The following is a 17,681-nucleotide window of genomic DNA, read 5'->3' on the forward strand; positions in this document are numbered from 1 at the left end:
AATGAGCTACCAAAAACTAAGCCGTGACCAAATTGCTGAACGTGTTGCCCAAGATATTCCAGATGGGGCTTATGTCAATTTAGGCATTGGTTTACCGACCAAGATTTCAAAATATCTGCCAACAGATAAAGATGTATTTCTACATTCTGAAAATGGTTTATTGGCTTTTGGTCCTCCACCCGCCAAAGGTGAAGAAGATCCTGAGCTGATTAATGCTGGCAAAGAATATGTCACCATGCTAACGGGTGGCTCGTTTTTCCATCATGGTGATTCTTTTGCCATGATGCGAGGTGGACATTTGGATATTGCTGTATTGGGTGCATTCCAAGTGGCAGCCAATGGCGATCTTGCCAATTGGCATACAGGTGCACCAGATGCGATTCCTGCGGTGGGTGGTGCAATGGATTTGGCTGTAGGGGCCAAGAAAGTCTTTATCACCACAGATCATGTGACCAAGCAAGGTGAACCTAAGATTGTTGAAGAACTGACTTATCCAGTAACAGGTAAGCATTGTGTTGATCGTATTTATACCGACTTATGCGTGATTGATGTGACTGCAGAAGGCTTAAAAGTGCTTGAAAAAGTTGCAGGTCTGAGCTTTGAAGAGTTACAGGCTTTGACGGGTGCTCAATTGATTGATGCGACACAGGGATAATAAATCCCTCCCTACCTCCCTTTAAGAAAGGGAGGGGTTCTTCATCTTTCATTAAGATAAGAGAGAAAGTATCTCTTTAAAAAGGTGAGAAGCACTGCTTCGCAAGGGGGGATTCAATATAAAAGGAAAGACACATGAAAAACGCTTACATCATAGATGCCATCCGTACCCCATTTGGTCGTTATGCCGGTGGTCTTGCGCCAGTCCGTGCAGATGACCTCGGTGCAATTCCAATTCAAGCATTGATACAACGTAATCCAACGGTAGATTGGCAGCAAGTCGATGATGTGATTTATGGCTGTGCCAATCAGGCTGGTGAAGACAATCGTAATGTTGGGCGTATGTCAGCTTTATTGGCGGGTGTGCCCTATCAAGTGCCAGCAACCACTGTGAACCGTCTATGTGGTTCATCACTGGATGCGATTGCCATGGCAGCTCGTGCCATTAAAGCCAATGAAGCAGATTTAATTATTGCTGGCGGTGTAGAAAGCATGAGCCGTGCGCCCTATGTGATGGGTAAGTCGGATAGTGCTTTTGGACGTAGTCAAAAGATTGAAGACACCACCATGGGCTGGCGCTTTATCAATCCAAAGCTCAAAGAATTGTATGGTGTGGACAGCATGCCACAAACTGCTGAAAACGTGGCAGAACAATTCGATATTAACCGTGCGGATCAAGATCAGTTTGCGCTGAATAGCCAACAACGTACTGCGGCAGCACAAGCTCAAGGCTTTTTCCAAAATGAGATTGTGCCTGTCACTATTCCACAGCGTAAAGGCGATGCTGTGCTTGTGGATACCGATGAACATCCACGTGCATCAACCACTTTATCTGCACTGACAAAACTTAAAGGTGTGGTCAAAGCTGAGGGTACGGTCACGGCGGGAAATGCGTCTGGGATTAATGATGGTGCAGCAGCCTTATTAATTGCTTCAGACGAAGCCGTAGAAAAATACCAATTAAAACCACGTGGCAAAATTATTGCAGCAACCACGGTGGGTGTTGAACCACGAATTATGGGCTTTGCACCAGCGCCTGCGATTAAGAAACTGCTTAAACAAGCTGATCTTAGTTTAGCGCAAATGGATGTGATTGAGCTGAATGAAGCTTTTGCAGCCCAAGCTTTGGCCGTAACCCGTGATTTAGGTTTGGCAGATGATGATGCACGTGTCAATCCTAATGGTGGTGCGATTGCCTTAGGTCATCCTTTGGGTGCATCAGGTGCCAGACTGGTGACCACAGCCTTAAATCAACTTGAACAAATCAAGGGTGAATATGCTCTATGTTCAATGTGTATTGGGGTGGGACAAGGTATCGCATTAATTATTCAACGTGTTGAGTGAGGTATCTGATGAGCCAGTTATACGCCAGCTTATTTTATCAGCCTGATGTCACAGCAATCTTTAGCGATCATGCCTTATTGGGTTATATGATCCAAGCCGAAGTGGCTTTGGCAAAAGCACAGGCGCAAGTGGGTGTGATTCCACCATCTGCAGCCAGCATTATTGAACAAGTTGGACAACAGGCCTTAGCAAAAATTGATTTTGAAGCATTGGCAACTGCCACAGCACTTGCGGGAAATATTGCGATTCCTTTCGTAAAGCAATTTACTGCGATAGTAAAACAACAGGATGAAGACACAGCGCGTTATGTGCATTGGGGCGCAACCAGCCAAGATATTATTGATACAGCCACGATTCTACAATGCCGTGATGCATTAGGGCTGATCGAAAAACAATTACAACAGGCTTATCAAGTTTCATTAGACCAAGCACAACAGTATCGTGCTCAAGTCATGATTGGTCGCACTTGGTTGCAACAAGCCTTACCAATTACTTTAGGGCATAAATTTGCACGTTGGGCTGCGGCATTTAAGCGTGATCTCGATCGTCTAGGCGAGATGAAAAGCCGCGTGCTTACTGCTCAACTTGGTGGGGCCGTGGGTTCATTAGCATCATTACAAGACCAAGGTTCAGCTGTGGTTAAAGCCTATGCTGCGGCATTGAATTTAACCTCTCCTGAGTGTACATGGCACGGTGAGCGTGACCGTATCGTTGAAATCGCTAGCGTACTTGCCCTGATCGTCGGCAATGTTGGCAAGATGGCAAAAGATTGGTCTTTGCTGATGCAAACTGAAATTGCTGAAGTCTTTGAACCCACTGCAAAAGGTCGTGGTGGCTCATCCACCATGCCACACAAACGTAATCCAGTTGCAGCCGCTTGCGTACTTGCAGCAGCCAACCGTGTGCCTGCATTAATGGCAAGTGTCTACCAAAACATGTTGCAAGAACATGAGCGTGCTTTAGGCACTTGGCATGCAGAATGGTTAGTGATTCCTGAAATTTTCCAGTTGTGCGCAGGCGCTTTAGAACGCACGACAGATGTGCTTGAACATATGCAAGTCGATCCAGAAGCCATGCAACGCAACCTTGAGTGTACTCAGGGCTTGATCATGGCAGAAGCGGCAATGATGGCATTGGCAGCTAAAATTGGACGTTTAAATGCACATCATTTGGTTGAGCAAGCTTGTCAGCAAGCCATCGCACAGCAGCAGCATTTAAAAACAGTATTGTCAGCAATGGCTGAAGTGAATGTCCATCTAAGTACACAGGCACTAGATGAGATTTTTAAACCAGCCGCTTACTTGGGCAATATTCAGGCACAAATTGATGCCGTACTACAAGCAGCACAAGGAGTGTCTAAATCATGAAAGCCAGTATGAAAATCAACAATCGTCAAGGTCATCAACTTGCTGTACAAGTTCAAGGCGTAAAAGATGCACCCGTGATTATGTTTTCTAACTCACTCGGAACAGATCATGGTATGTGGCAAGCACAAGTAGATACTTTGGCGCAACATTATCAAATCATTACTTATGATACCCGTGGGCATGGTGTAAGTGATGTGATTGCCAACAGCACGCTACAAAACTTTGCCGACGATGTGATTGATATCTTAGATACATTACATATTGAAAAAGCACATTTTTGTGGAATTTCAATGGGTGGCATCACTGCACTCACATTGGCAATTGAATACCCAGAACGCTTTTATAGCATCACCGTGGCGAACTCGGCCGCCAAAATTGGTACAGCTGAAGCATGGAATACCCGTGCCGATAGCGTAGAGCAAGATGGGTTGGCTGAAATTGTTAAAACTACACATACACGCTGGTTTAGTGGGCATTTTGATTATGCACATGATGTGCTTGCTCAAAAAACCATACAAAGTTTAGCGGTGACACCTGCACAAGGCTATGCCAATGCCTGTCGAGCTTTGGCAGATGCTGATGTTCGAGATCAGCTCAATCAAATTCAAATCCCAACTTTAATAATCGCAGGTCAATATGACCCTGTAACGACGGTTCAAGATGCAGAATTTATGCATCAATCCATTCCAACCAGTCAACTTGAAATCTTGGCAGCGTCTCATTTGTCCAATATTGAACAACCACAAGTGTTCAATCAGGCATTGTCTAAGTTTATTCAGAACATATAACCGTCTAGGGTTAGAAAGGAATTCGCCTACAAGGAGGCAACTATGGCACAGGAATTTGCTGCCCCAAAAAACAGTATGGATGCTCAGGCACTCATTAATGATGCACCGATCAGCAAGTATCAATGGATGATTGCAATCATTTGTTTTCTGATTGTATTTGTTGATGGAATCGATACGGCTGCAATGGGCTTTATTGCACCAGCTTTGGCACAGGATTGGGGGATTGATCGCTCTCAACTTGGACCTGTGATGAGTGCAGCACTGGGTGGAATGATCATTGGTGCATTGGTTTCAGGACCTACTGCGGATCGTTTTGGACGCAAGATTGTATTAACTATTTCAATGTTGATCTTTGGTGGCTTTACCTTGGCATCAGCTTATGCGCCAAACTTAGACAGTTTGGTTGTACTGCGCTTTTTAACCGGTATTGGCCTAGGCGCAGCAATGCCAAATGCCACCACATTGTTTTCAGAATACTGCCCGAATCGTGTTCGTTCACTGCTCGTGACTTGTATGTTTTGTGGCTATAACTTGGGTATGGCAACAGGCGGTTTTGTCAGTAGTTGGCTGATTCCTACCTTTGGATGGCACAGCTTATTTTTGCTCGGCGGTATTTCACCGTTGATCCTGATGCTATTGGTGATTGTACTGTTACCTGAGTCATATCGCTTCTTGATTGTTAAAGGTCGAGATGCTGCAAAAGTTCGCAAAATTCTAAGCCATATTGCACCTGAAAAAGTACAGCTTGCTGACAGCTTTTATATCCCAGAAGAACAGTCTGCTGTGGCACAAAAGAAAAATGTATTTGGCATGTTGTTTTCGCAAAAATTTGCCAAAGGCACAGTGTTGTTATGGTCAACCTACTTTATGGGCTTGGTGGTGATTTATCTACTGACCAGCTGGTTACCAACATTGATGCGTGAAACTGGCGCAACCATGGAACGCGCAGCATTTATTGGTGGTCTATTCCAGTTTGGTGGAGTGTTGAGTGCGTTATTTATTGGTTGGGCAATGGATCGTTTTAACCCGAACCGCATTATCTCAGCATTTTATTTTATCGCAGGCTTATTTGCTGTTGCTGTAGGTCAAAGCCTTAGCAACCCAACATTATTGGCCATTTTGGTGCTATGTGCTGGTGTCGCAATTAATGGTGCGCAATCTGCAATGCCAGCATTAAGTGCCCGTTTTTACCCAACTCAATGTCGTGCAACAGGTGTGGCATGGATGACAGGGATCGGTCGTTTTGGTGCAGTGTTTGGTGCTTGGATTGGTGCTGTTTTACTCGGCAATGATTGGTCTTTTACCGCAATTTTAAGCTTATTGATGATTCCTGCAACCGCTGCGGCTGTGGCAATTTTTGTTAAATCCTTAGTGGCGCATACCGATGCAAGCTAACTTTCTCAAGATCAGAAATAAGATCATAAAGAGGGACAATTTCCATGAATGATGAACAACGTTACCAACAAGGACTACAGGTCCGCACCGAAGTATTGGGTGAAAAACATGTCGGTCGTTCTTTAGAAAACTTGAATGACTTTAACCAAGATTTTCAAAACTTTATTAGTCGTTTTGCTTGGGGTGAGGTGTGGTCACGTGAAGGTTTACCACGGCATACCCGCAGTTTAGTCACCATTGCCATCTTATTGGCATTGGGACGAGAAGATGAACTCAGAATGCATCTACGTGCTTGCTTTAACAATGGTGTTACCAAGGACGAACTCAAAGAACTGATTTTACACAGCTCATTGTATGCAGGACTACCAGCCGCAAATGCAGCAATGCACATGGCTGAAGATGTTTTTAAAGAACTCGGAATAGAAGTGCAACCTGTCGCTGCACAACAACAGGATTAAGGAGATAGGCATGTTAAGTCATACATTGGGTGCATATCCACAACGGAATACAGAAGATCACCCGCCAGCATATACACCAGGCTATAAAACCAGTGTATTACGCTCGCCCAAAAATGCATTGATCTCAATTAATGAAACATTAACTGAAGTAACCTCACCGCATTTTTCACCTGAAATTTTTGGTGCAAAAGACAATGATTTGATTTTGAACTATGCCAAAGAAGGGCTCCCAGTCGGTGAGCGAATTATTGTGCATGGTTATGTACGTGACCAGTTTGGTCGCCCTGTAAAAAACGCCTTATTGGAAGTTTGGCAAGCCAACGCATCAGGTCGTTATCGCCATCCAAATGACAAATTTATTGGCGCAATGGATCCTAACTTTGGTGGCTGTGGTCGTACCTTAACTGATGAAAATGGTTTTTATATTTTCCGTACCATTAAACCGGGGCCATATCCTTGGCGTAACCGAATCAATGAATGGCGTCCAGCACATATCCATTTTTCACTGATTGCAGATGGTTGGGCACAACGTTTGATTTCACAGTTCTATTTTGAGGGCGATACCCTGATAGATACTTGCCCGATTTTAAAAACCATTCCATCTGAAGATCAGCGTCGTGCCTTGATCGCATTAGAAGATAAAAACAATTTCATTGAATCAGATAGTCGTTGTTACCGCTTTGATATTCATCTGCGTGGTCGTCGTGCGACTTATTTTGAAAATGATTTGACTTAAGGAACTCAGACAATGAATGCATGGAATTTTCAGGAAATTAAGGAAACCCCATCACAAACAGGTGGTCCTTATGTACATATCGGTTTATTGCCACAACAAGCCAATATTGAAGTATTTGAACATAGCTTCGATAACCAGTTGGTGAAGGAACACACCCAAGGCCAACGCATCCGTATTGAAGGTCAAGTGTTTGATGGACTGGGTTTACCATTAAGAGATGTATTGTTGGAAATCTGGCAAGCCGATGCCAATGGAGTTTATCCAAGTCAGGCCGATACCCAAGGCAAAACTGCTGATGCTCATTTTCAGGGCTGGGGGCGTACAGGCGCAAATTTTGAAACAGGTTTTTGGAGTTTTGACACCATTAAACCGGGGACTGTAGCAGGGCGTAAAGGCTCAACTCAAGCACCGCATATTGCAGTCGCACTATTTGCTCGTGGAATCAACATTGGTTTGCATACCCGTATTTATTTTGACGATGAAGTCGAAGCAAATACCAATGATCCTGTACTCAACAGTATTGAGTGGGCAGTCCGCCGCCAAACCCTGATTGCAAAACGCAGTGAAGTCGATGGTGAAATCGTATATCGCTTTGATATTCGCATTCAAGGTGAAGAGGAAACGGTATTTTTTGATATTTAACAATCCTCAAGATCTCTCTTTTTGAAAGAGAGGTCTTGCTTTGAAATCATCTAAGTCTTGAGATTCGCGATACTTCGCTCTTTTTAAAAGGTAAGGAACGATTGAAGTTCCGCAAGAGAGGGATTTGGAGGAATTAAGATCGATGAAAAGCACTTAAATGAAATCGCGATATACAAACGGATAATTTATTAAGGAAGATGAAAAATGAAACTACAAAAATTTGCAGCATTGATGCTTGCACTTAGCCCCATATTGCCCCTTCAAATGATACAGGCACAATCTGTTTCACAAAGTCCAGTTGAGCTCACAGAACTGGCAAAACTCCCAGTAAAAACCATTGTCCCGATTACAGCAAAAACCAAAGAACAAGCTTTAGCACAGGCAAAAATCATTGCCAATAATCCAGATGCAGATTTAGCCGAGTTCCGCATAGATCTGCTCAACTTTGCCAGTGACACTAAGCAAGTGATCGCTTTAGGACATGAGCTTAAACAGATTTTAGGGTCTAAACCCGTGATCGCCACCATTCGTACCCATAATGAAGGCGGGCAACTGACCATCAGCGATGCGGATTATGGCAAAACTTATCAAGCCTATTTACGCCAACCCTTTATGGACATGCTGGATGTGGAAATGTTCCGAGATCCGCAAGTGGTGAAAAACACCGTTAAATTGGCACATGAACAAAAAGTATTGATTGTGATGTCCAATCATGATTTTAAAAAGACCCCTGATGAAGCAGAAATCGTTCAACGCTTGCTTAAACAAGATCAGCTTGGCGCAGATATTCTTAAAATCGCAGTGATGCCACAAAGCAAACAAGATGTATTTACTTTGATGAATGCCACTTTAAAAGTCAGCCAGCAATCTAAAAAACCATTGCTCACCATGTCGATGGGGAAACTTGGGACGATTTCTCGAATTGCCACAGCCAATATGGGCGGCAGCTTTAGTTTCGGCATGATCGGTGAGGCTTCTGCGCCCGGTCAAATTGATGTGACCCAACTCAAACAGTTATTAAAAACCGTTCAACCAACACCATAAATTAAAAGGATTTTTTAGACATGAAAATGATTTCATTACGTTTAACGACATTGGCACTTGGCTTAGCGGTTTCTGGTTTGGCAATGGCGGAAAGCTATGTGGTAGACCGTTATCAAGATGATCATGAAAAAGGTTCACTACGCTGGGCGATTGAGCAAGCCAATAGCAAGCCGAGTGAAGCCAGTGAGATTTTGATTCAAGCAGTTGGGCAAGCGCCTTATGCCATTAAGGTCAACAGCCCACTGCCAGAAATTAAAGCACCAGTAAAAATCATCGGTACACAGTGGGCAAAAACAGGTGAGTTTATCGCGATTGATGGCTCAAATTATATCAAAGGTACAGGGGTTGAAGCTTGTCCGGGTGCGGTTGAAGGGCAATTCGGAACCAATGTTCGTACCACAACTTTGCCGGGAATTGTATTACGTGACATCAATGGGGTCAGCATTCAAGGGTTAGAGATTCGTCGTTTTTGTATTGGGATCTTGATGAACCGTGCCAGCAATAACCTGATCCAAAATAACCGTATTATGCACAACTATGGTGGTGCAGGGGTGATGTTGACAGGGGATGATGGCAAAGGTAATCCAACTGCGACAACGACCAATAACAACAAAGTGCTGAATAACTATTTCCAAGACAATGGTGATGGACTTGAGTTAACCCGTGGTGCTGCATTTAACTTGGTTGCCAATAACCACTTTATCTCAACCGCTGCAAATCCAGAACCATCGCAAGGCATTGAAATTTTATGGGGCAATGACAATGCAGTGATTGGTAACAAGTTTGAAAACTATTCAGATGGTTTACAGATCAACTGGGGCAAACGTAATTATATTGCCTATAACGAACTGACCAATAACTCCAACGGTTTTAACCTGACTGGTGATGGTAATATTTTTGACAGCAATAAAGTCCATGGTAACCGCATCGGTGTTGCGATTCGTTCAGAAAAGGATGCCAATGCGCGTATCACATTAACCAAAAATCAAATTTGGAATAATGGCAAAGACATTAAACGCTGTGAAGCGGGTGGAAGCTGTGTGCCAAATCAACGATTAGGCGCAATCATTTTTGATATCCCAGGATTAGAACATGCGCACTTTGTCGGTTCACGTGGTCATGGTGTAAAAATTGATCCAGCAAACTTACAAAAGACCTGCCAGCAACCCAATGAACAAGGCTGTAATCCACAACCAAATCAAAATATTCAAGCACCTAAATTGACCTTAGCAAAAGGTCAAATTGCGGTAGAAGTAAAAGGACAACCAAATCAACGTTATCAAGTTGAATTTTTTGGAAACTCACAAGCAAGCTCAAATGAAGCAGAGTTTTATTTAGGCTCAAGCACTGTTGCAACCAATGCCCAAGGCACAGCAAGCGTGACTTGGAAACCGACAATGAAAGTTGCATCGATCACGGCAAATATCACAGATCGTCTAGGTGCAACATCTGAACTTAGCTCAGCGGTAAAACTTAAATAAAAGTAAGGATGCTTAATATGAGTTCAAATGGATTATCGATCAAACTGAGTTGTTTAGCCGTTGCGCTGTGTATGGCTCAGAGTAGTTTTGCTGAGCAAGCTTGGTCACAAGATCGTCAATGGTTATTGGGCGATTGGAATGGACAACGCCAACAACTGGAAAAAGACGGCTATAAATTTACGGCCTCTATTATGAGCCAAGCTGCAACCAATTTAGATGGTGGCTATCACGACAACAACAGCTTTGAAAATGCAGCGCAATTGGCATTGGGTGCTAACTTTGATTTAAATAAAATCGCGGGCTGGAAAGACACTACAGCCAATATCTTAATCACCAAGCGTGATGGTAATGCTTTAACTTTAGAAAGCATTAAAGACCCACGTTCTGGTGCTTTGGGCAATTCACAAGAAATTTATGGACGAGGCAAAATCTGGCGCCTGACCCAAGCATGGGTCAAAAAAGGCTTTGCTGACAATACAGTTCAATTCAAGATTGGCCGTATGGGCATGTCGGATGACTTTAATGGTTCACAATGTGAGTTCCAAAACTTATTACTTTGTGGTGGGCAACTAGGCAAATCCATTGGTTCAATTTGGTACAACTTACCCGTAGGTTTATGGGGAACCAATGTGAAGTACCAATTTGCACCTGAGTGGACACTCGGTGTCGGTGTTTATGAAGTCAATCCTGACAACATTAAAACTGGCAAAAACGATGGTTTTAACTTGGATATGCGAAATGTTAAAGGTGCCACTATTCCAGTAGAACTGGCATGGCGCCCAAAACTAGCAGTATTTGATGGTTTAGCAGGCGAGTATAAAGTCGGCGCGCTGTACTCGACAGCAGAAGCCAATGATATTGCGATCGCAGGCAAAGTGCATGATAGCAAACATAGTTTTTGGCTCAATGCACAACAACAATTGAGTCAAAAAGACCAAGATCCTAAACGTGGTTTGTTCATAAGCTTTAATGCTGTGGTCAATGATAAAGCCACCACAGCAGTGCAAAGTACCCAACAACTTGCACTCTGGTACAAAGGGCCTTTTGACAGTCGTCCAAATGATTCAATCGGATTTGGTATTGCAAATTACATGGTCAATGATCGTTATAAAGATCGCCAAATTGCAACCAACAACAGCCGTGGCTATGACCAATACGATAGGTTCGCACCAGATTATGTGCCCGTGCAGCGCGATGAGCTCAATGTTGAACTGAACTATACCTACCAATGGTCACCTGCGGTCATGCTACGACCAAACCTACAATATATCCATCAGCCTGCGGGTGTAAAAGAAGTGGATGATGCATGGGTTGCTGGTTTGAGCATGCGTGTGAATTTCTAATCTAGGAGTATGACCTATGACTGAGTCTACAAGGACACATACCGTATTAAAAATATGGTGTTTTATATTAGCTTTGGCTTTACTTGTGACAGGGCTATTCTTTACCGTTGGCGGTGCTAAGCTGGTAACACTGGGAGGATCATGGTATTTCGTGATTTCTGGTGTATTCACATTGGCATCGGCGATATTTATTTTTAAGAAAAAAACGCTTGGTGTCTGGCTATTTAGTTTGGTTTTTGTGGGCACAATCATATGGTCATTGCTAGATGCAGGTTGGGAATTTTGGCCTTTATTTTCAAGACTGATGTTTCCAGCAGGTTTATTCGCTGCATTGATGTTTACTTTACCCGCGATTCGTCGTTACCAGTTTCAACCGAGTGCCAGCTTGCCAGCTTTTGGCTTAGGTGCACTCACCGTTTTAGGCATGCTGATTGGGCTTTATCAAATGTTCCAACCACATCCAACAGTTACAGCAACAGGTCAGGCATTGCCACTGGTTCCTGTTCAAACGGACATGAAACAAAGCAACTGGCAACATTATGGTCAGGATTCTGGCGGTAGTCGCTTTGCTGCCCTTGATCAAATCACCCGTGATAATGTCCATCAACTCAAAGAAGCATGGCGTTTTCGTACAGGTGATTTCACCACGGGTTCAGGCAATGGTGCAGAAGATCAAATGACCCCTTTACAGGTGGGCAACAAGATTTATTTATGTACACCACATAACAATATTTTTGCTTTAGAGGCTGACTCAGGTAAACAGCTTTGGAAAGCCGAAGTAAACTCTAAGTCGGATGCATGGGAACGTTGTCGTGGTGTGGCTTACTTCGATTCAACCCAAGCATTAACCCAACCGACTTTGGCAGGTTCAACACCAGTTCAGGCTGTCGCCAATAATACCGCTTGTTTACGCCGTGTGTATACCAATACACCAGATGGGCGCTTAATTGCGGTCAATGCTGATACGGGTGAGCGTTGTAAAGATTTTGGTGTCGATGGTACGGTTGACTTACTCAAAGGCTTGGGTGAGGGAACCACCGCACCACGCTTTGAAGTGACCTCTGCACCGACCATTGCGGGCACAGTGATTGTGGTGGGTAGCCGTATTGCCGACAACCTTGCTGCAGATATGCCGGGTGGGGTGATTCGTGCTTATGATGTGATCACAGGTCAATTGCGCTGGGCATTTGATCCACGTAATCCTGATCCAAACCATGTGTTAAAAGAAGGCGAAACTTATAAACGCAGTTCAGCAAACTCTTGGGCAGCAATGTCGTATGACCCAAAAATGAATACGGTATTTTTACCAATGGGTAGCTCATCTGTAGATGTTTGGGGAGGCAATCGTCAACCTCTGGATCATAAATACAACTCATCTGTCTTGGCTTTAGATGCAAGCACAGGTAAAGAAAAATGGGTCTATCAAACTGTTCACAATGATTTATGGGATTTTGATTTGCCGATGCAACCAAGCTTGGTTGATTTCCCTATGAGAAATGGCACCAATCAACCCGCTGTGGTGATTGGAACCAAATCGGGGCAATTCTTTGTATTGGATCGCTTAACAGGTAAACCATTGACCAAGGTAATTGAACAGCCCGTTAAACCTGCCGATATTCCGGGCGAACAATATAGCCCAACTCAACCTCGTTCTGTTGAAATGCCACAAATTGGTAATCAAACTTTGACTGAGTCGGATATGTGGGGCGCAACACCGTTTGACCAGCTTATGTGTCGTATCGGTTTTAAATCTATGCGTTATGAAGGCTTATATACTGCACCGGGTAAAGATAAATCGTTAAGCTTCCCTGGCTCTTTGGGTGGCATGAACTGGGGCAGTATTGCCTTTGATCCAAGCCATCAATATATGTTTGTCAACGACATGCGTTTAGGTTTATGGATTCAGTTGATCGAACAAACACCAGAAGATTTGGCAATTCAGGCAAATGGTGGTGAAAAGGTCAATACCGGTATGGGCGCTGTACCGATGAAAGGTACACCATATAAAGTCAATAAAGATCGCTTCTGGTCGAAGTTGAATATCCCATGTCAAAAACCGCCTTATGGCACGATGACTGCCATTGATATGAAAACTCGCCAGATCGCTTGGCAAGTACCAATGGGAACAGTCGAAGACACTGGCCCTATGGGGATAAAAATGGGATTAAAAGCACCGATTGGTATGCCGACCATTGGTGGTCCAATGGCAACCCAAGGTGGCTTAGTGTTCTTTGCTGCAACGCAAGATTACTACTTACGTGCTTTGGATTCATCTTCAGGTAAAGAGTTGTGGAAATCACGCTTACCTGTCGGTAGCCAAGGTACACCAATCAGCTATGTTTCACCTAAAACAGGTAAGCAATATGTGATGGTGACTGCGGGCGGTGCTCGACAATCTCCTGACCATGGTGACTATGTGATTGCCTATAGTCTGAAATAAGCTAGAACTTTTTAAAAAATGGAACTGCAATCGTTACCCGATTGCAGTTTTTTTATGGGTTTAAAATTGAATTGGCCGGGTTCCAATTAAGTCGCTTTGCTTTTTACATCATTGAATCACACAAGGGCTTTCTAGCGTGTGGCGACATGAATGTCGATATTGAACGAGAGTATAAGATGTATCTCTCGCTTAACAAAAGGTATTGCAGCGCAGATACTTTAATAATAAAAATGAAATTTTACGCAGTATATAATAAATATTTGAATGCTTTCTCATTTTAGAATAAATTGATAAATAATAGCCAATTTATTCTAAAATAAAAATATACTTTTTAATTGGATATATTTTTAAATTGATTTAATAAATAAATTATTTATATATTTAAATTACATTTTTGTTATTTTAAACCCTTGGATTTCATATAAGATATTGAGTTTTATTTATATTTGTATAGGTAATATGTTGTTGTGATAAAAAGTTAATCAATACATATTGTGGTGCTGATATATTCTAAATGATTAATACCTTTAAATTATAAAATTTTAAATATGTGATGAATATCACAAGTTATTAAATGAGTGAATTTAATGTTGTTGTTATTACGATGATGAATAGATGACTTTCATCTAAAAATGATTGTATCGAGTGAATTATATCGTTATTGGAGTTCCTTCTCCCTTTGGGAAAAGGCTAGGATGAGGGGGCTTATATGATGTTGATTGATAGTTTTAAAAAGACTGGTGAAATAAGCCGAAGCTAAACATCACTGTGATATTGCAGCATTTATTAAAGTTTTATGAGGTCTGTCAAATGAAGAGACTAATTTTATTCGCACCAAATGTTTTAACTTTAAGTTTAGTATGTTCAAACCTATTTGCTGAAGATGGAACATTGACCATCAAAGGAAGTATCGTCGATGAAACATGTACATTACAGCTGAATATGCTTAGTGCAAGTGATGTTAAAGCGCTAAGTGCTAGGTTAAAGACGGTACCTAACAGTCAAATATATAGCTCAATGGGGGTGACATTTCTATTAACGGATACTACAGGAACCGCAGTTTGTGATGTTGCAAAAACCAAAGCGTTTAAGGGCATACATTTGAGCCCAAACGTGGCCGTGGACTTAGATACAAGGGATACGACTTTATTGGTAAGCAATACCCTAGCAGAGATTTCTACAAAAAGTCCTGTTTTTATTCAAGTGTTAACTGACAAAAACAAGAAAGTTGATTTTTCTGCGCCTTGGGAAACTCAGGCAAAAAGTGCCATTGATTCAAATTTTGACGCAGCAAAGGTGTATTACACCATGCAATATTTTTCAAATAAAGGTGCGATAGATGCTCAAAGTGTGACAACACTTATAAATTATACTTTGCATTATAATTAACCAAATATAAATCAAACTTTTCATTTTATGCTAAGGCCGTGTGCACCTTTTCTATATTGAATCCTGCGAGATGTGCTATCGCATGGCGGCAGTGATGTCGCTGTTTTGTGAATAAATTATTTAAAATAAAACAAGGGGCTGTACTAGATCAGCAATGGAAAACTTCCTCCTTTGCAAAGCTGAGAAGTATTAACTTCGCAACGGGAAGGATTTATATATCTAAGTAAGAGCAAATTACATAAGCAAAAATAAAGCACGGCTTTGTTTGCAGCGCAAAGTTTGGCATCCCCTACGAAAAACAAGGCAACGCCTACGCAAATTAAATTAAACCTTTCACTGTAATATGTAGCTATGTAAGGCCCTTTTCATCACATTTAATCACACAGTTTTTTTCTATCGTATGGTGACATAAATATCACTATTGATCAAAGTGTAGATATCTCTCTGATTACCTAATTGAATTAAATTAAAATTTTCACTGTAAAATAAAGTAATGCAATATTCATTCACTTTTATAAAATTCTATAAATTTAGGGTAGCTTTTATTAAAACAAAATGATCAATTTAATTGAAATGATAAATCAAAATAATAACTATGTGTTTTTATTTTATGTTAATCAATTTGTTGTATTTATAATGTTTTATTTGTGCATAAATATAATAAATTCTAATGAAAAAAAATCAATAATAAAATGTGACGTATCTATCAGTGTAGTAAAAATATTATTTCTCATGAAGTTTTTAAACTGTGATAATTCCGCAACAAAACAGCATTCAAATAAAGCGTAATTTAAATTACATCTATTGAGATGTTGTTTGTTGCAAAAATGATTGAATAGCAGAAATCATTGCGAACTTAAATATGATCGGATCTGGAGCATAATAAATCATGAATAAATTTCTGTGGTTGTCTGTTCCACTCATATTTTCATTTTTACAGACTGTTTTTGCGGCATGTACTCAGCCAGCAACAGCAATTTTCCAAGATACAACCGGTACGATTACTAATTTTAGCCATCAGCAGACATTTTTAGCTTCAGTAGCAAAACCGATGCTGATCAGTTGTAACCCAACGGTTCGGGTCAATAGCTATTTTAATGCAGCATTCAGTAATACAGATTTAACCGGAAGTAGCCCATTTGGTGTTGTGCCAACAGTTATAATCATGGGTTCTACCGCAGACTCAGCAATATTGAATGATGCTAAAATCTGGTTGGCGGATAATTTTAAAATCTCTTTTAATCTTGGTGATAGCAATAAAGGAAGACCTGCAAAAAGTATTTTAAATTTAAATACTAACTATAATATTTTGCCTGAAACAGCGAGAGGAGCGGTTGTAAATAATAGCGCAGGCGAACCATTCTTTAATGGTGCGGGTTTAGGGAGGCCACTAGCAGAAGCTTATATAGATAAGCTAACAATAAGTTTTCCCAATTCTGTTAAACCTTCCGCTGAAATTATCGCTGCTTTAAATGGTGCAATCATTCGTATTCATTTAGGCACTTATCACTATAAATATGCAACTCATTATAATTTATCAGCAAATGTTGAAGTTGCAGGTTCCTTGGAATTATATCAAGATTTAACCCTCAACTTTAATTTTCAGACCTGTACTGTGGCAAATCAAATTGTCAATTTGGCAACCGTTCCTATCAGTATTTTAAACAGTCAGCAAACTGCCAGTGAACAGAATTTTACTGTCAATATCAATTGTACGGTGGCAATGCCGAGTAAAGTGCTATTGGCAACGATTACCGACAGTTATACGCCGACTAATATCAATAGCGATGGTATTTTAAAAAATCTTCCAAGTTTGGAAAATCGCAGTAATGTGGATGTCCAGTTAAGAGATGAGAGTGATGCTCCTTTGGCAATTGGTCGTCAACGTTCTTTTTACTCGATTCCAGCGGGCTCCACCTTAACCAGATTTGTTAAAGCATTAAAAGCGAGATATTTCCGTTCAGCGCCAACAGCGTCACCGGGTTTTGTACAAACTCAAGCGACTGTAATGTTAGATTATCAATAGGGTGTACACTCAATTTGTGCGATCCAACAGTGATCTGCTTTTGCTTTTCATAAAACCACACATTGTTTAATTACCGCATAGCGACAAGGATGTCGCCCATTGCGTGTGTGAGTGTGGGGGATAGGATGGTACCCCTCGCCAAACATGAGCAAGAATAAAACACTTGAGCAAGAATAAAGCACTGCTTTATTTGTAGCGCAAGGATGTGATAGCGCAAGGATGTGATAGCGCAAGGTTTGTCATCCCCTACGAAAAGTAAGACATCGCCTACGCAAACTAAATTTAAACTTCTCACAGTAAGCTGGGGCAGTGCAAGCTGCTATAGTGATAAGAATTGATTTTATGGAATGCAATGAGATGAGCATGTAGTTAGATGATGAATCCTTATGCTCAACAGCATGATTAAAATAATAAAATTAAACCATATTTACTTTTTACATCATTGAGTTATATACGGCGTATCTATCGCATAGCAAATTGCTGCGCGGGTAGACCTATCCCTCAATATACCATTCTTGTTAAAATTTTATTTTGACGATTTAAAATAAAAATAGCGCCCATATTAATAAAAAGT

The 17,681-nt window shown here is 41.5% G+C and carries 14 protein-coding genes; all 14 read left to right on the forward strand.

Translation table 11 applies throughout. From position 1 onward, the window contains the following. Nucleotide 1 precedes the first annotated feature (1 nt). The 14 genes from M2R48_RS05945 (at nucleotide 2) to M2R48_RS06010 (ending at nucleotide 17,107) form a co-directional block, all read left to right on the forward strand. Entirely contained in the window at nucleotides 2-655 is a 654-nt protein-coding gene (locus M2R48_RS05945) for a 3-oxoacid CoA-transferase subunit B (protein WP_096733532.1), read from the forward strand. A 134-nt stretch (nucleotides 656-789) separates the two neighbouring features. After that, nucleotides 790-1,998: a 3-oxoadipyl-CoA thiolase gene (gene pcaF, locus M2R48_RS05950; RefSeq protein ID WP_262085406.1), complete on the forward strand. Its 1,209-nt coding sequence runs from the start codon at nucleotides 790-792 to the stop codon at nucleotides 1,996-1,998. An 8-nt stretch (nucleotides 1,999-2,006) separates the two neighbouring features. Beyond that, nucleotides 2,007-3,365: a 3-carboxy-cis,cis-muconate cycloisomerase gene (gene pcaB, locus M2R48_RS05955; protein ID WP_262085407.1), complete on the forward strand. Its 1,359-nt coding sequence runs from the start codon at nucleotides 2,007-2,009 to the stop codon at nucleotides 3,363-3,365. Between the two features lie 8 nt (nucleotides 3,366-3,373). Then, the gene (pcaD, locus tag M2R48_RS05960) at nucleotides 3,374-4,153 is read left to right on the forward strand and encodes a 3-oxoadipate enol-lactonase (RefSeq protein ID WP_262087454.1); all 780 of its coding nucleotides are present in this window, start codon (nucleotides 3,374-3,376) and stop codon (nucleotides 4,151-4,153) included. A gap of 42 nt (nucleotides 4,154-4,195) precedes the next feature. Then, nucleotides 4,196-5,548, forward strand: a complete 1,353-nt coding sequence (locus M2R48_RS05965) for an MFS transporter (RefSeq protein WP_004819915.1) — start codon at nucleotides 4,196-4,198, stop codon at nucleotides 5,546-5,548. Nucleotides 5,549-5,592: 44 nt separating this feature from the next. After that, nucleotides 5,593-6,006 carry a 4-carboxymuconolactone decarboxylase gene (gene pcaC, locus M2R48_RS05970; protein WP_004722141.1) on the forward strand — a complete coding sequence of 138 codons (414 nt, stop codon included), beginning with the start codon at nucleotides 5,593-5,595 and terminating at the stop codon, nucleotides 6,004-6,006. 10 nt (nucleotides 6,007-6,016) lie between these two features. Beyond that, complete coding sequence (pcaH, locus tag M2R48_RS05975) at nucleotides 6,017-6,742, forward strand: protocatechuate 3,4-dioxygenase subunit beta (RefSeq protein ID WP_004722139.1); 726 nt, start codon at nucleotides 6,017-6,019, stop codon at nucleotides 6,740-6,742. 12 nt (nucleotides 6,743-6,754) lie between these two features. Beyond that, entirely contained in the window at nucleotides 6,755-7,384 is a 630-nt protein-coding gene (pcaG, locus tag M2R48_RS05980) for a protocatechuate 3,4-dioxygenase subunit alpha (RefSeq protein WP_262085408.1), read from the forward strand. A gap of 264 nt (nucleotides 7,385-7,648) precedes the next feature. After that, nucleotides 7,649-8,428 carry a type I 3-dehydroquinate dehydratase gene (aroD, locus tag M2R48_RS05985; RefSeq protein ID WP_410004176.1) on the forward strand — a complete coding sequence of 260 codons (780 nt, stop codon included), beginning with the start codon at nucleotides 7,649-7,651 and terminating at the stop codon, nucleotides 8,426-8,428. 20 nt (nucleotides 8,429-8,448) lie between these two features. After that, nucleotides 8,449-9,909, forward strand: a complete 1,461-nt coding sequence (locus M2R48_RS05990; RefSeq protein WP_410004156.1) for a right-handed parallel beta-helix repeat-containing protein — start codon at nucleotides 8,449-8,451, stop codon at nucleotides 9,907-9,909. 17 nt (nucleotides 9,910-9,926) lie between these two features. Further along, nucleotides 9,927-11,252, forward strand: coding sequence for a carbohydrate porin (locus tag M2R48_RS05995; protein ID WP_262085410.1), 1,326 nt, complete (start codon nucleotides 9,927-9,929; stop codon nucleotides 11,250-11,252). 16 nt (nucleotides 11,253-11,268) lie between these two features. Continuing rightward, entirely contained in the window at nucleotides 11,269-13,692 is a 2,424-nt protein-coding gene (locus tag M2R48_RS06000) for a glucose/quinate/shikimate family membrane-bound PQQ-dependent dehydrogenase (RefSeq protein WP_262085411.1), read from the forward strand. 810 nt (nucleotides 13,693-14,502) lie between these two features. Next, nucleotides 14,503-15,081: a fimbrial protein gene (locus M2R48_RS06005; protein WP_262085412.1), complete on the forward strand. Its 579-nt coding sequence runs from the start codon at nucleotides 14,503-14,505 to the stop codon at nucleotides 15,079-15,081. An 889-nt stretch (nucleotides 15,082-15,970) separates the two neighbouring features. Then, on the forward strand, nucleotides 15,971-17,107 hold the full coding sequence (locus M2R48_RS06010; RefSeq protein WP_262085413.1) for a fimbrial protein: 1,137 nt from the start codon (nucleotides 15,971-15,973) through the stop codon (nucleotides 17,105-17,107). The last annotated feature ends 574 nt before the right edge of the window (nucleotides 17,108-17,681 follow it).

Source organism: Acinetobacter sp. I-MWF (assembly GCF_025433935.1).
GTDB classification, from domain to species: domain Bacteria; phylum Pseudomonadota; class Gammaproteobacteria; order Pseudomonadales; family Moraxellaceae; genus Acinetobacter; species Acinetobacter guillouiae.

Excerpts from the sequence above, each read along its gene's own strand:
- M2R48_RS05945 (WP_096733532.1), top strand. The coding sequence starts at position 2 with ATGAGCTACCAAAAACTAAGCCGTGACCAAATTGCTGAACGTGTTGCC.
- pcaF (WP_262085406.1), top strand. The coding sequence starts at position 790 with ATGAAAAACGCTTACATCATAGATGCCATCCGTACCCCATTTGGTCGT.
- pcaB (WP_262085407.1), top strand. The coding sequence starts at position 2,007 with ATGAGCCAGTTATACGCCAGCTTATTTTATCAGCCTGATGTCACAGCA.
- pcaD (WP_262087454.1), top strand. The coding sequence starts at position 3,374 with ATGAAAATCAACAATCGTCAAGGTCATCAACTTGCTGTACAAGTTCAA.
- M2R48_RS05965 (WP_004819915.1), top strand. The coding sequence starts at position 4,196 with ATGGCACAGGAATTTGCTGCCCCAAAAAACAGTATGGATGCTCAGGCA.
- pcaC (WP_004722141.1), top strand. The coding sequence starts at position 5,593 with ATGAATGATGAACAACGTTACCAACAAGGACTACAGGTCCGCACCGAA.
- pcaH (WP_004722139.1), top strand. The coding sequence starts at position 6,017 with ATGTTAAGTCATACATTGGGTGCATATCCACAACGGAATACAGAAGAT.
- pcaG (WP_262085408.1), top strand. The coding sequence starts at position 6,755 with ATGAATGCATGGAATTTTCAGGAAATTAAGGAAACCCCATCACAAACA.
- aroD (WP_410004176.1), top strand. The coding sequence starts at position 7,649 with ATGATACAGGCACAATCTGTTTCACAAAGTCCAGTTGAGCTCACAGAA.
- M2R48_RS05990 (WP_410004156.1), top strand. The coding sequence starts at position 8,449 with ATGAAAATGATTTCATTACGTTTAACGACATTGGCACTTGGCTTAGCG.
- M2R48_RS05995 (WP_262085410.1), top strand. The coding sequence starts at position 9,927 with ATGAGTTCAAATGGATTATCGATCAAACTGAGTTGTTTAGCCGTTGCG.
- M2R48_RS06000 (WP_262085411.1), top strand. The coding sequence starts at position 11,269 with ATGACTGAGTCTACAAGGACACATACCGTATTAAAAATATGGTGTTTT.
- M2R48_RS06005 (WP_262085412.1), top strand. The coding sequence starts at position 14,503 with ATGAAGAGACTAATTTTATTCGCACCAAATGTTTTAACTTTAAGTTTA.
- M2R48_RS06010 (WP_262085413.1), top strand. The coding sequence starts at position 15,971 with ATGAATAAATTTCTGTGGTTGTCTGTTCCACTCATATTTTCATTTTTA.